At 56.0% G+C, this 11,636-nt stretch carries 19 protein-coding genes; 14 read left to right on the top strand and 5 right to left on the bottom strand.

Translation table 11 applies throughout. The features are described 5' to 3' along the window. The first annotated feature begins 617 nt into the window (after positions 1-617). Positions 618-869, top strand: coding sequence for a DUF1654 domain-containing protein (locus NVB75_RS01455; protein ID WP_201139789.1), 252 nt, complete (start codon positions 618-620; stop codon positions 867-869). A gap of 406 nt (positions 870-1,275) precedes the next feature. Here the strand turns inward: NVB75_RS01455 and NVB75_RS01450 are convergent, their stop codons facing one another. Continuing rightward, a complete protein-coding gene (locus tag NVB75_RS01450; protein WP_258345555.1) occupies positions 1,276-1,689 on the bottom strand; it encodes a hypothetical protein in 414 nt (137 codons plus the stop codon). A gap of 205 nt (positions 1,690-1,894) precedes the next feature. On the opposite strand from NVB75_RS01450, the gene NVB75_RS01445 reads away from it, so the two are divergent. The 11 genes from NVB75_RS01445 to NVB75_RS01395 all read left to right on the top strand — a co-directional run bounded on the left by NVB75_RS01445 (position 1,895) and on the right by NVB75_RS01395 (position 7,453). Continuing rightward, entirely contained in the window at positions 1,895-2,197 is a 303-nt protein-coding gene (locus NVB75_RS01445; RefSeq protein ID WP_258345554.1) for a hypothetical protein, read from the top strand. Between the two features lie 21 nt (positions 2,198-2,218). Beyond that, positions 2,219-2,482 (top strand): hypothetical protein, encoded by a 264-nt coding sequence (locus tag NVB75_RS01440; RefSeq protein ID WP_258345553.1) that lies wholly within the window; start codon positions 2,219-2,221, stop codon positions 2,480-2,482. Next, positions 2,479-2,916, top strand: a complete 438-nt coding sequence (locus NVB75_RS01435; protein ID WP_258345552.1) for a hypothetical protein — start codon at positions 2,479-2,481, stop codon at positions 2,914-2,916. Before NVB75_RS01440 ends, NVB75_RS01435 begins: the two co-directional genes overlap by 4 nt. Next, positions 2,913-3,104 carry a hypothetical protein gene (locus NVB75_RS01430; RefSeq protein ID WP_167665134.1) on the top strand — a complete coding sequence of 64 codons (192 nt, stop codon included), beginning with the start codon at positions 2,913-2,915 and terminating at the stop codon, positions 3,102-3,104. Before NVB75_RS01435 ends, NVB75_RS01430 begins: the two co-directional genes overlap by 4 nt. Continuing rightward, a complete protein-coding gene (locus NVB75_RS01425; RefSeq protein WP_258345550.1) occupies positions 3,101-3,304 on the top strand; it encodes a hypothetical protein in 204 nt (67 codons plus the stop codon). Before NVB75_RS01430 ends, NVB75_RS01425 begins: the two co-directional genes overlap by 4 nt. A 398-nt stretch (positions 3,305-3,702) precedes the next feature. Continuing rightward, positions 3,703-4,797, top strand: a complete 1,095-nt coding sequence (locus tag NVB75_RS01420; RefSeq protein ID WP_258345548.1) for a hypothetical protein — start codon at positions 3,703-3,705, stop codon at positions 4,795-4,797. Next, the gene (locus tag NVB75_RS01415) at positions 4,797-5,540 is read left to right on the top strand and encodes a hypothetical protein (protein ID WP_258345547.1); all 744 of its coding nucleotides are present in this window, start codon (positions 4,797-4,799) and stop codon (positions 5,538-5,540) included. The genes NVB75_RS01420 and NVB75_RS01415 overlap by 1 nt, the downstream gene beginning before the upstream one ends. After that, positions 5,537-6,100 carry a siphovirus Gp157 family protein gene (locus tag NVB75_RS01410; RefSeq protein WP_094953495.1) on the top strand — a complete coding sequence of 188 codons (564 nt, stop codon included), beginning with the start codon at positions 5,537-5,539 and terminating at the stop codon, positions 6,098-6,100. The genes NVB75_RS01415 and NVB75_RS01410 overlap by 4 nt, the downstream gene beginning before the upstream one ends. 7 nt (positions 6,101-6,107) lie before the next feature. After that, complete coding sequence (locus NVB75_RS01405) at positions 6,108-6,701, top strand: hypothetical protein (RefSeq protein ID WP_258345546.1); 594 nt, start codon at positions 6,108-6,110, stop codon at positions 6,699-6,701. Between the two features lie 69 nt (positions 6,702-6,770). Beyond that, the gene (locus tag NVB75_RS01400; RefSeq protein WP_258345545.1) at positions 6,771-7,097 is read left to right on the top strand and encodes a hypothetical protein; all 327 of its coding nucleotides are present in this window, start codon (positions 6,771-6,773) and stop codon (positions 7,095-7,097) included. Positions 7,098-7,219: 122 nt separating this feature from the next. Continuing rightward, positions 7,220-7,453, top strand: coding sequence for a hypothetical protein (locus tag NVB75_RS01395; protein ID WP_177040453.1), 234 nt, complete (start codon positions 7,220-7,222; stop codon positions 7,451-7,453). Between the two features lie 169 nt (positions 7,454-7,622). On the opposite strand, the gene NVB75_RS01390 is transcribed toward NVB75_RS01395, so the two are convergent. Next, the gene (locus tag NVB75_RS01390) at positions 7,623-7,862 is read right to left on the bottom strand and encodes a hypothetical protein (RefSeq protein WP_258345544.1); all 240 of its coding nucleotides are present in this window, start codon (positions 7,860-7,862) and stop codon (positions 7,623-7,625) included. 106 nt (positions 7,863-7,968) lie between these two features. On the opposite strand from NVB75_RS01390, the gene NVB75_RS01385 reads away from it, so the two are divergent. Then, positions 7,969-9,000 (top strand): hypothetical protein, encoded by a 1,032-nt coding sequence (locus tag NVB75_RS01385; RefSeq protein ID WP_258345543.1) that lies wholly within the window; start codon positions 7,969-7,971, stop codon positions 8,998-9,000. A gap of 184 nt (positions 9,001-9,184) precedes the next feature. Here NVB75_RS01385 and NVB75_RS01380 read toward each other — a convergent pair whose 3' ends face one another. Both NVB75_RS01380 and NVB75_RS01375 read right to left on the bottom strand, forming a co-directional pair. Then, positions 9,185-9,754 (bottom strand): hypothetical protein, encoded by a 570-nt coding sequence (locus tag NVB75_RS01380; protein WP_258345542.1) that lies wholly within the window; start codon positions 9,752-9,754, stop codon positions 9,185-9,187. Positions 9,755-9,811: 57 nt separating this feature from the next. Next, entirely contained in the window at positions 9,812-10,063 is a 252-nt protein-coding gene (locus NVB75_RS01375) for a hypothetical protein (RefSeq protein ID WP_258345541.1), read from the bottom strand. A 48-nt stretch (positions 10,064-10,111) separates the two neighbouring features. On the opposite strand from NVB75_RS01375, the gene NVB75_RS01370 reads away from it, so the two are divergent. After that, on the top strand, positions 10,112-10,891 hold the full coding sequence (locus tag NVB75_RS01370; protein WP_258345539.1) for a DUF2786 domain-containing protein: 780 nt from the start codon (positions 10,112-10,114) through the stop codon (positions 10,889-10,891). A 55-nt stretch (positions 10,892-10,946) separates the two neighbouring features. Here NVB75_RS01370 and NVB75_RS01365 read toward each other — a convergent pair whose 3' ends face one another. Then, the gene (locus tag NVB75_RS01365) at positions 10,947-11,627 is read right to left on the bottom strand and encodes a DUF2971 domain-containing protein (protein WP_258345537.1); all 681 of its coding nucleotides are present in this window, start codon (positions 11,625-11,627) and stop codon (positions 10,947-10,949) included. Positions 11,628-11,636 lie beyond the last annotated feature (9 nt).

The raw sequence follows: 11,636 nt of genomic DNA, 5'->3' as shown, positions 1-11,636 counted from the left end.
CCGCGCGGAGAAGGCGATCTTCATGATCGCCTCTACTCCTCTCGACTGCCTTCAGATCCTGGTCCGTTATCGCGGTCCGCTACCAGGACCACCGCCAGGGCCCCCACCAGGCCCGCCACCTTGACCGTGGCCACCGTGACCACCATCGCCACCTCCTGGCGGCATGAAAATCCAGCATCCGGACAGAGAAGACAGCAGAGCAACAACTGCTGCAACCTTGACCAATCGATTTAAAGTCATAACTACGCTCTCTATTCAGGACCAGTTGATTCGCGTGATTTATGACAGCTGGAGAATGGGTTACGTCATATTTTTCGTGTAGCGACTTGGTAAGCTTTGTGTTGCAAACGACAAGGACCAAAAGCAGCAGCCAGCACAGCGCAGGCTTTCTGCTTCTGCGACATCCTTTTCACCTGGCATTTACAGGGCCGGGGCCAAACTCCCCCTACTCCTTTGAAGAATTCCCTTTAGGCCCGCCCATAAGCGGTTTTTTTTTTGCCTGTCAAAAATGCTCCCTTAAAAATATGCATTTATGCATGAAACTCCTTGCCGCCCTCTTGCCAAGATATGTCAGCATCAATACTGTGTATGCATACAGCATTCGCAAGGAGCGACGCATGATCCAGGCACCCTACCCCACACCGAAACCGAGAAATTCCTACGAGCTTGTTGGCCGCCGACTGCAAGGCTTGATCGCCTCCCCTCGCGTCCAGAGGATTCAGTTGGTTGAGGTTTCCAGGCGCGACGACGAAAGCCCTGAAGCATGGCGCCAGGTCATCCAAGACATCGGCGACACTGCGGGGATAAGGATCGAGCACTTGGATGACGGCGCCGTCAGGATCGGCTGGCGCGAGTACTGCGATTCCTAAATGAGCCCGCCAGTGAGCGGGCTTTTTATCGCTCGCAAGAAAATATATAAGCTTGCTTATTGACGGATAAAATAAGCTACCTTATATTTCAACTCAAGCCAGCAACGAACACCGCCGGCCAGCAGCGAAAGCTGCCCCGCTCTTTAGCGACATCCTTTGCCGGATCACCACCGGCCCAGATTCAAAGGCAGCGATGAACCGGCCTAAACGGTTCAGAGGGTTGGCAACTGACCCGGGCGTGCAGCGTAAAGCGCCAAGAACAGTTATCCAGCGGGAGAACAAGCCGAAAGGCCCGCGGCTGGAAGAACATTTGATTTAGGCCGATGACCGACGCCAGTAGCGGGTCACGGCGGAAAGCATCACTGAAGCCCGTTCGAAGAGCGGGCTTTGGGATGTAGACCAGGTGCTACCGACTTTTCCGAGAGCTGATTAGCTGCTGGCATCTATCAGCCATCTGAGGGAAGGACTCAGCCACATCAGACAGCACGCGGTACATCTCAAGCTCGTCCGGAAACGGGTATACCTCGAGGTTGAGAGCGATCTGAATCTTGCGTAGATCTGTGCCTTCAACGAGCCAGCGCTCAGCTGTGCGAGTCATCGCTGATCCGTTGTCATCCGTCTGCCAGGCGAGAAAGTCGAAGAGCCGGGCAACCTGCATGAAAGAGATCGAATCGGGAATATCGGCAAAAAGCCGGTCAGCCAGATTTTCCTCCCCAAACTCAATCACAACTGCGTGGACAGCGCTGAAAGCCTCAGTGTATTCAGGCTCGCTGCTCTCTGCTGCGATCACTTTCAACGCCCTTTCAACGACCTGACGCATAGCAATTCCTTGCTCCGATAAGGAGTGTCGATGCTACCAGCCTTCAGTGCGACTCGCTAAACGGCCAGCGCCGCGGCAGCCAAAAAATCCGGATCCTACCCCTACCCACCTCTATTGCTTCAGCACTCCTCCCCCGCGCCCATCGGCAACCAGCGGGAGGCATGAGTGTTGACGAATACAGGTGAAACAACGAATGGAGAGAGCCATGAGCATTCAAGACGGAGGGCCTGCCTTCCCGATCGCTGACTACGACCACATGGTTTTTGAGCCGAAGACATTCGCCGAAACGAAGCGTGATTTGTCTGGCATGAGCCTGCGCGACTACTTCGCTGTTCATGCCTGCATTGATCACGACGAAGTGGGTGTCCGTTACGCCGTAGCGGTTGTTGGTCGCGATATGCCCGACTTTGCAGCTGATCCATTGGGAAACTCTGCGTTCTGGGCTGAATACCGGGCTCGCATGCGTTACATCGAGGCCGACGCAATGCTGGCCGCCCGTTCCGCCTAACCCCAAACACCGGAGGTCGCCATGGCCGTCACCACCTCGCAGGCTGTCGTCTACAAGGGCGGCGGTCGGCGTTATCTCACGCTCAGGTCGGCTTGTGCTGCCGAGGCCCGGGCCTTGCTCAAAACCCGCTGCGACTGCGAGTACATGGATTACGGCGGTTCAATTGGCGGCGAGTGGCTGACCTGCTGGTATCACGAAGAAGAACGCAACGCCGTACTGATGTCGCGCCTGACCGGTGCGTATATGCGCCGCTACCGAGCGGAGAACGCGAGGATCAAGCCATGAACGCAGCATTGAAGATTTGCCAGGAGCGTTACGACGCTCAGTTGCCTCCAGAGGTCAGCGAGAGCGGCGAGGTGACGGACTGGCTTGAGCATTCGGCGGAGCGCCTGGTGTGCGGCGTCGACATCAAGTGGAAACGCCGCTACGGCCAGGCCCAGGTGGTGACGTTCGACAGGTTCTGCACGGTCTTGCAGGGCCACCTGAACCAGCGCCAGATCGACGGCCTGGACCAGCGTGATTCGTTTGCCCGCCTGCTGCTGTCGGCAATGCTCGGCAGCCACAGCGATGCCCGGGCCCACGCCGCGGACTTGCTGGGCCAGCAACGGCCCATTGAAGCGGTTGAGAAGATCGCTGTAGCGCTGCTGAGACCGTATGCCGAAGACGCTGTAGCAGCGGAACGTGAAGAGCGCGAAGACGACGTGGATGCCGATCTATGAGTCCGCACATCCTGATCGATGAGGCACTTGAATGCCTTGAGCACCCTGCCAGCGAGCCGGGCGCCCAGGTGGTCGTGCAACGAATGATCACGAACATGCTCACCGGCAACGTGATCACCGTCGAAGAATTCAACCACTACTGCCAGCGCCTGCTGAAAATCACCAGGCACCGCAAGGAGGCTGCATGACCACGCCTATCGTGAAAACGCTGATCGACGAGCAAATCGAAGAGCTACCCGCCGACCGCATGATCCTGGCCTTCACCCACGCCAAATGGCTGGGCGCCCTGTCGCTGGCACATGACGCAGGCATCCCCAATGTTCACGCCTGGAGCGCCCGGGCCTGCATGTGCGGTGAGTGGACTGTCGCTTATGAGGTGAAGGCATGAAGCTTAGAAGGTTCGACGCGACTGACACCGCGCGCATTCGCGCAGCGCAGAGCAAACGTAACAATCGAATCGAGCGCAACTACCGTAACGAAGCCTCACAGGGGCGGGAGCCTGAGGGGTTGCAGCGGATCGGCAAAGTTTGGAAAGCAGAGTGCAGGTCGTGCGGGAATGACTACGTGTTCGACTGCGACGCGCGTGAGTTCCACCCCGATTACAGCTACTGCGGCGGTAGCGAGCGGTGCATACCATGACGACCCGCCAAGCCATCCGCCTGACCTCAGCCATCGTCGGCCTGACCTTCATCGCAGTTGTATTCCTGGGCCCCGCCATCGGTGGCCTGATCACTCAATAAATCATTCCGCACAGCGCCCACCGCAAGGATGGCGCGGGAGATACTCATGCTCGCAGCAATTGCAGATCGCATCCGTTCCAAATCCTATGAGCTTCCCCTGTCCCGCGATTACGTCCGCCACTGGAGCCTGAAAGAGGCCATCCGGGAGCTGGTGCAGAATGCCCTGGATAGTGAGTCACCTTTCGAATACGCCTTCGCTGACGGCCAGCTGTTCATCACCAGCCGCTTTGCAAGGCTGGAGGCCAGCACCTTGGTGCTGGGCAGCACGTCCAAGTCTGACCGCACTGATGCCATCGGCAGCTTCGGCGAGGGCTACAAAATCGCCCTGCTCGTGCTGACCCGGAATGGTTACGACGTGAAGGTTTGGAACGGCAACAAGCAGTGGGTGCCTGAATTCCGGCACAGCGACCAGTTCGACGCCGAAGTGTTGTGCATCAACGAGACCCCGGCGCACCGGCAGAATCAGGGTGTTGAATTCGTCGTCTCCGGCCTCACCGAGGATGACGAGGCGGAAATTCGCGGCATGTGCTTGCGGATGCAGCCGCCAATGAGCGATGTGATCGGCACCAAATACGGCCACATCCTGCCATCCCGACCAGGGAAGCTTTACGTCGGCACTCTCTTCGTGTGCGACACGGACCTGACCTACGGCTACGACATCCTCCCCGAGCACCTGCAACTTGAGCGTGACCGCCAAACAGTCAGCGGCTGGGACTTAAAACAGGTATCCAAAAACGCCTGGATCGATACAGGGCGCCTGGATGAGGTGGCAGAGAAGATCGAGGCAGGCATTCCCGACGTTGAGTATGTCGAGTACGGCAGCACCGAACTGGTGAGAGAGGCCTGCTACAGGTTGTTCCAGCAGAAGCACCCGGGCGCCATTGCCGTTCAATCCCAGGAAGAGCTGAACACCCTGGTCAAGCAGGGAATGACCAACACCGTAGTGGTGAGCCGGACATTCCACTCGCAAGTCGCCAACTCGACCTCATACAAACAGCAGGTCGCCCACGTCGTGGCCATCCAGACGCCCAAATCTGCCTTGGAAGAATGGTACCGCGACAACAAAAAATACATGAGCAGGCTGCCCGCGGCTTCCTTCAAGGAACTGGTCAACCGTGCTGACGGCTGGAGGAATAAGTAATGTCCGAGAACACGAGAATTTGGGATCAGGTCAACACAACCGACCCTGACGCTACTAAAAAATACACTGGCGCAGGTGGCTTTAAGGGCACAGCGATCAGACCAACCTACCTCATGCGCAAGGCAACAGAAATTTTCGGACCATGCGGTGAGGGCTGGGGCTGGAGCGTCCTGGAGGATCGATTCGACGAGGGCGCACCGCTCCAGGCACCCACTAAAGAGTGGCCGGAGGCACCAACGATCTGCGCGAAACTGCACACCGTAAAAATCGAACTTTGGTACCTGGGCAACGCCGGGCAAAAATGCACGGTTCAGCACTACGGCCATACGCCATTTATCTATCTGCAGCAGGGAAAAATTCTTACTGACTGGGACGCGGCGAAAAAATCGCTGACGGACGCCATTGGTAAATGCCTGCAGCCCCTGGGGTTCGCCGCCGACATCTACATGGGCATGTTCGACGATCCGACCTACGTAGACACCATCACAGAAGAGTTCAAGCTCGAAAAGGCCGAGGACAAGGACGCCGAGATACTTCGCCAAAAACAAGAGCGTGTCGACTGGCTTGCCTCGGCAGTCGAAACCATGGGTAAGGCCGTCACGACTCACGAACTCAAGCTTCTGAACGTGAAATACATCCGCGAAGCAACTCGCCGTAACGAACCCACTTTCATAGCGCGAATCACTCGAGCATTCGAGGAGCGCAAAGCTGTGCTTGAAAAAGGCACGGAGGCCGCAGCATGACTCAACTCTACGCACTCACCGGCAAGCTCGCCGAACTCCAGGCCATGGCCGACACCGACGACGAAGGCTTGAAAGAGGCCCTGCAGCACGCCATGGACGAGGTTCAAGGCGACTTCAACGACAAGGCCGACAACATCGTCATGTTGCGCCGGAACATCGAAAGCGACGTGACAGCGATCGACAACGAGATCGAACGCCTGGCCGAACTCAAACGGATCAAGTCCAACAGCGTGTCGCAGATCAGCGACTACCTGCGCCGCAACATGGAAGCCGCCAACATCAAGTCGATCAAGCGGCCGCTGTTCACCATCACCCTGGCCATGGGCAGCGAACGGGTGATCGTTGACAACGAGGATGCCGTGCCGGATGAGTTGACCTCTGTGAAATCAAGCATCACCCCAGACAAAAAAGCCATCGCCTCCAAGCTCAAGGAAATCCGCGATCACAACGAGGCGGTGCGCAAGCGGATGGCCGCCGGTGAAGACGCCGAACACGAACTTCTACCCGAACCAACCTGGGCTCATCTGGAGCGCGGCGACAGTTCGATACGGATCAAGTGAGGCCATCATGATCAGCAACCACCTCAGCTTGGTCGAGGCACTGCGCCCGGCCTCGGATGAACTGGCGGCCCAGGTCGCCGAGTTCCTGGCCGACGGCGGCCAGATCGAGGAAGCGGCGCCCATCGGGTATAAGCCCAAACCCATCACCTACAGCAACCAGATGCCGCCGGCTCCGAAGCCGTTTGTTCGGCGGCGGGTTGAGTCGGCGCCCCTTCCAATGGCGCCGCTCGATATTCGCACCCAGAAACGCCTGAAGCTGGTTGAGCGCATTCGCGAGCTTGCCCCCACTCACGCAAAGGTAGATGTAGCAGAAGAGCTGGGGATTGACCGGCGCACGGTTTCCAGCATCGGCCAGGCGTTCGGGATTACGTTCAAGGCCCCAACCCGGGGCGGCGCGCGAAACCTGGTGCCCCGGCGAGCGGATGAAGCCAGCGATGCGAAATACGCTGAGCGAATCCGGGCATTCCTGGAACTGGGCCTGACCCGGCGCCAGTGCCTCGGGAGTTTGGCCATGGGGTCAAAAGCCTTTGAGCGGATCATCGCGGCCCACGGCATCGACTACCCAAAAGCAAAACCGGGGCGAACTAAATGCGCCGCATAGCCCGCCCCCAGCAACGCAAACGTCAAACCTGGCTCGCACTGCCGACCAGCCGAATAGAAGAGGTAGGCCATGGCCAAATCAGTACAGGAACGATCGGCCAAGGCTGCGCAGAAGCGCCTGGCGGTCGCCGAGAAGGAATTGCGGCACAAGGTCAGGCCTGGAATCGAGCAGGCCATGGAGCGTATTCGGCTTCGCGGCCAGGTGCCGATCATCAGTGAGGTTTTGCAGATCGCCATCATGAAGATGGACTTAATGGCCGACGACGAGCTTGCGGCCTTCTTGAGCTATCCGCGCCACGAAATCGTGATTAGCGAAAACGTGGCGCGAGCCTTTCATAGTGAAAGTCTGCGAGAATTACACAACGATCCAGGCGACGAATATTTTTCGCCAGCCTGAGCTCATAAGCCGGATCCTTTCATTATTTTGAACCCCGCTTTACTGCAGCAGTCGTGATTTATAGAGGGCAAGAAGCCCCGGGAGGCCTAGAGCCTTAGAACTTTGCGTGTGTGGAGTAGATGATGAACAGTTTCAGTTTCGACTTACCAGTCGCAGCATTGCGCCCCGCTGAAAAAATTCTGAGCGAAATAGCCAATGCTGGATCAATGATCGTTGCGGTGAAGTGCGGTGCCAAAGCGAATGGCTTTGTGATCGGGCTGACTTGCACTGGCGCCATCACTGAGGAGCAATCTGAAGCCCTTCTCCTACAGTTTGATCGTGCGACGGAAAGGAAGCTGAGAGAGTTGTCGATGTAACTCGCGAATCGGACCTTGAGACTCAACGCCGCCAGGCAGGCACTTGAGTGAATCACGACACCTTTTGTAGTTGCTGAAAAGGTGTCGAGACTGATCGAGGCGGCCGGCATGAAGTCGCTCGCCGACGAGCCGCCCGAGCCTGACGACGAAATCGTCAAGGCCCTGTAGCTCAGTCTTCTTCGTCGAAGATGTTAGGCCCGAGATCAACACCGAGATCACTGCCGGCCTTGGCAGCTTCCAAGATATTCGGAGGCGTTGCCGCATCGAATCGTGCGATGTAGCCATACAGCAGCCCGTCATCGCTCTCGTTGGTTTCCAGCGTCACGTACTGCTCGACCTGGTCGACAGAAATTCCCAGCTCGGCCGCCAAGACTTCGTTTACTTCATCACCTTCAAAACCATGACTCATAAGTTCTCTCCTTGATCCGGCTCCATGCCGGTCACCCGTGATACCCCAACCCAAACCAAATTGCCACCACCGGTCACGGAGGGCGGCGCCTGCATTGGAGAACACCATGCAAATTCAACGTGAAGGCTGCGTCAGCTTTGGCGAGGCCCGCCTGGCTGTGTGGGAAGAAGGAATTCCCCGCGAGTGGGACGCCAAGGTGATCTGGGAGCGTAAGTTCAAGCGCGAAGTGTTCAAGAGGATCATTCAAACGCTCAATCGGATCGGATGGACCGTCGGCGAGCAGACCCACATCTTCACCGACAACAATTCACGTCATTGCGTGAAGGGTGACCTGCAAGCCGACCTCAAGATCAGCGGGCGCAGCATCGAGCTGGAGTTTTTCCAGTCCGTGAACACCCCGGATCGCGCAGACCATGGCGGCCGGTACCAAAGCGACAAAGAAAAGCACATGCCGTACCTGGCACGCCTGGAGATGCAGCGGACACGCACCCGCATTCGTGACTATCTTTGCAACGTCTTCACCGGTTATACGTTCAAAGCGCCAGGGCGAAAGTGTGGCTTGGGCGGAATGACCAACACCGAGTGGATCAATGCTGACTACGTGAGTGCACGCCGCTTTGGGCCGCCTACTATTCCTGCCGCCGCTTACAACTCAGGGTCAGGCGACAAGAAAACCATTGAGCATGGCGCAAAGGTCTGGACGACCGACCGCAAAGGCCGCTGGTACCAGGGCACTGCGTTCGTGAACATCAACAACATGTGGTGGGTCGCTCATGGCAAGTACGGCTACGACAACAAGGCTTGCTTCGAGCTGTTTGTTGAGCGGCCGACAGCCATCAGAGCCAAGAAGAACGAGCGAGCCCGCCGCCAGCGACTGGAAGACTTGATCGCCAGGGCGGTGGCCGGGATGAACTATCAGCGCGCCGAGGTGCTGCGCAAGGTGCTTTTCCCGGAGCCTGAGCCTCTGTTCATGATCCTTAACGTTAAGGATGGAGTCTACTTCCGGCCAAACTACAGCGGGTACACCAGTGACACGGTCAGGGCTGGAAAGTACACCCGCGCAGAGCTGAAGCCCTATCTGGGGGATGCTGATGAGAAGGACGACCTGAAGGCGGTGCCGATTTCTCAAGCCGCCTGATCCGGCTCCATGCCGGTCACCCGTAATACCCCAACTCAAACCAAATTGCCACCACCGGCCAACGAAGGGCGGCGCCTGACAGAGCCTTACCCATTAAAAAGCTAACTGACGAGAAACCTCGCCAATGAAGCCCCTGAGAAAGCAGCAAGAGCTATTGGGAATGCAATTTCAATCAAAATAATCCTTAGATTTTGCGACTTGAGCAGAAGTCCGAAATAGCTTGATGCGCCATCGCACCATTGGCGCTAGGATTTTCACTATTAACGATGTCATCAATTCTCAAATTTATTTGAGCCACCTGCGCATCAACTTTTGATGCAACCTCTTTGCAATCAAACAATGCTCGTGGCTGTCCAAGCCACCAATTGTAAAGCGTCGATTGTTTTGGATCAGAAGGATAATCCATGCCTTCTTCACCGAACCCTCCGCCGGTTACAAATCCCAACTTTGCACCTGTTAGACGAATAACCCACTCACTGTAAAGTTCATAACAATACCAAAGGTAATGTGCAAGCGTATAGACCAATACAATTGACAGCCCTACCATCAACTTTGTTGAAGTAACACCAGTCAATGACACTCCAAATATAGACACGCCCGGAGCAGCCTCAACGCCTCCGAATATCAAAACAAGAACTACTGAAGAAACAAGAATAAGATTTCTTTTGATCCTTGTTGCGGCTTCGGAAATGTCAAAACCGATTGGCTGCCCCATTGATTTTTGCAGCGCGTCAATCTTTTCAGCTTCCGTCACAACGGTGCTCCTTATTCGACCCCATGCTGGTCAACCGCAATACCCCATATCAACGAATCACGCCAGCGGGCCGATGATCCCCTCGTACTCAGCAATCTCGCTGTGAATGACTGGGACTTTTACTCCAAGAGCGTGTTGCTCTCTGATCCATTGCTGCATTGCGGTGGTGCGAAGCCACTGACCACGATCAAGCATCCGCATCACAGTACCGGTTACCTGAAAGACGCCACAGTCAGCACAATCGAACTGCGCATGATCAATGCCGCGAGCTGTTTCTGAGTCCGGTTGTTGACAAACCAAGCATTCCATACGACCTCCTTTTCAATTATTCGCAAACTATACCCGCGAGGCCCAGCTATGTCCGAACAACAGATAGACGAAAAGAAGCTCGAGCGCGCGATCCGCAAGATCAAGCACTGCCTGGCACTCGCACAGAGCGCCAACGAGAACGAAGCCGCAACGGCGCTTCGGCAGGCGCAGGCATTGATGCGCGAGTACCGCCTGACCGAAATGGATGTGAAGTTGAGCGACGTCGGTGAAGTTGAGTCGGCCCTGTTCCGCGCCAAGCGTCGACCGGCGTGGGATCAGCAGCTGAGCATCGCTGTAGCGGACGCATTCAGCTGCACAACTCTGCGGCGCCGGACGTGGTGCTCCGCGAAAGGCCAAGTCATTGAGTGTGCAACATTTGTCGGCGTTTCTCCGGCCCAGAACATCGCTCTGTACGCGTATGAGGCACTGCACACCAAGCTTACTCAGGCGCGCAAGGAGTACTGCTCGGGCGTCAGGTCTGGAGTTCATCGCAGCCAGTATTCGGCAGAAACTGCCGGCGATCACTTTGCACTGGCGTGGGTCTGGGAGGTGCAGTCGAAGCTAAAAGCTCTTGTGCCTCAAGACGACGATGATCCGCTCGCGAGCCCAGCCACCGGCCAAGACCTCGTCGCGATTCAGGCGCAGGACAAGGCCCTGATCAGCGAATATCTCGCTGCCCAGGAAATCGGGAAGTCCAGGAAAGGCAAGGCGGTAGAGCTTGATCTGAACGCCCAGATCGCCGGGATGCTTGCTGGCAGCAAGGTGGAACTGCACGCCGGCATCGCGCGTGGCGGTGAAGAGACCCTCACACTACCGACAATTGCTTGACCCGAATAAAGCAGCTTACGATGTTTGATCTGCACGAAAACTGGCTGCGCGTAGTTCAACGCCAGAGGCTTTCGTCCTTATTCCTTACTATTTTGTATGACTTAAATGCTGTACGAACCTTAAAGCAATCTACCTTTTCACTCCGTTCTGGTCCTAGGCTTTTTTCTAAGTCCCTTGGACGTATGCCGGAGTTGCAACCCACAATCACCTGACTCAAAGTTCCAATACTATCAAAGGATTTAAAATACAAATCATTTTCAGGAACGGTGTCGTTCAGCAGAAAAATTCGACGCACCTCCCTCTCATACCTCCACTGAGAGTGCTTAATCCGGAGCTGCTGCTGCATCAGGTCAAATCGCTGGCTTTTGTCTAGTCCTGCATACTTCTCAACGTCGAAGCCAATCCGCCCATACTTGTACTCAACGAAGTGCATATTGTACCTAGGAACATCAAATACCAGACAGAGCCCCTTATGCTTATCAGCATAGTGAGCCCATTGAACTGGGCTTCGAAAAGACTGACTGAAACATAAAATCCCAAACTGGCTCGCTATAGCCTCCTTGAAATCATGCAGCTTTCGTCGAACCTCTTTATCTGGAGATGAATAGCAAATCATCTCGAATGGGTCATTTAGATCCATTATCGTGGCAACTTTCAGTCTGGATTTTTCAATGTTTTCCAAACCAAACCTCTCGTTACAGAAGTGGTAAACCCGCATCATCTCTGGCTCAACCATACGCCCCAT

The organism is Pseudomonas sp. CBS, assembly GCF_024734645.1.
Classification (GTDB): domain Bacteria; phylum Pseudomonadota; class Gammaproteobacteria; order Pseudomonadales; family Pseudomonadaceae; genus Aquipseudomonas.
Note: the sequence above shows the minus strand (reverse complement) of the source record. Positions and strands in the feature narration are given on the sequence as shown.

Coding starts and splice junctions, on each gene's coding strand:
- NVB75_RS01455 (WP_201139789.1), top strand. CDS start 618: ATGATCCAGGCACCCTACCCCACACCGAAACCGAGAAATTCCTACGAG.
- NVB75_RS01450 (WP_258345555.1), bottom strand. CDS start 1,689: ATGCGTCAGGTCGTTGAAAGGGCGTTGAAAGTGATCGCAGCAGAGAGC.
- NVB75_RS01445 (WP_258345554.1), top strand. CDS start 1,895: ATGAGCATTCAAGACGGAGGGCCTGCCTTCCCGATCGCTGACTACGAC.
- NVB75_RS01440 (WP_258345553.1), top strand. CDS start 2,219: ATGGCCGTCACCACCTCGCAGGCTGTCGTCTACAAGGGCGGCGGTCGG.
- NVB75_RS01435 (WP_258345552.1), top strand. CDS start 2,479: ATGAACGCAGCATTGAAGATTTGCCAGGAGCGTTACGACGCTCAGTTG.
- NVB75_RS01430 (WP_167665134.1), top strand. CDS start 2,913: ATGAGTCCGCACATCCTGATCGATGAGGCACTTGAATGCCTTGAGCAC.
- NVB75_RS01425 (WP_258345550.1), top strand. CDS start 3,101: ATGACCACGCCTATCGTGAAAACGCTGATCGACGAGCAAATCGAAGAG.
- NVB75_RS01420 (WP_258345548.1), top strand. CDS start 3,703: ATGCTCGCAGCAATTGCAGATCGCATCCGTTCCAAATCCTATGAGCTT.
- NVB75_RS01415 (WP_258345547.1), top strand. CDS start 4,797: ATGTCCGAGAACACGAGAATTTGGGATCAGGTCAACACAACCGACCCT.
- NVB75_RS01410 (WP_094953495.1), top strand. CDS start 5,537: ATGACTCAACTCTACGCACTCACCGGCAAGCTCGCCGAACTCCAGGCC.
- NVB75_RS01405 (WP_258345546.1), top strand. CDS start 6,108: ATGATCAGCAACCACCTCAGCTTGGTCGAGGCACTGCGCCCGGCCTCG.
- NVB75_RS01400 (WP_258345545.1), top strand. CDS start 6,771: ATGGCCAAATCAGTACAGGAACGATCGGCCAAGGCTGCGCAGAAGCGC.
- NVB75_RS01395 (WP_177040453.1), top strand. CDS start 7,220: ATGAACAGTTTCAGTTTCGACTTACCAGTCGCAGCATTGCGCCCCGCT.
- NVB75_RS01390 (WP_258345544.1), bottom strand. CDS start 7,862: ATGAGTCATGGTTTTGAAGGTGATGAAGTAAACGAAGTCTTGGCGGCC.
- NVB75_RS01385 (WP_258345543.1), top strand. CDS start 7,969: ATGCAAATTCAACGTGAAGGCTGCGTCAGCTTTGGCGAGGCCCGCCTG.
- NVB75_RS01375 (WP_258345541.1), bottom strand. CDS start 10,063: ATGGAATGCTTGGTTTGTCAACAACCGGACTCAGAAACAGCTCGCGGC.
- NVB75_RS01370 (WP_258345539.1), top strand. CDS start 10,112: ATGTCCGAACAACAGATAGACGAAAAGAAGCTCGAGCGCGCGATCCGC.
- NVB75_RS01365 (WP_258345537.1), bottom strand. CDS start 11,627: ATGGTTGAGCCAGAGATGATGCGGGTTTACCACTTCTGTAACGAGAGG.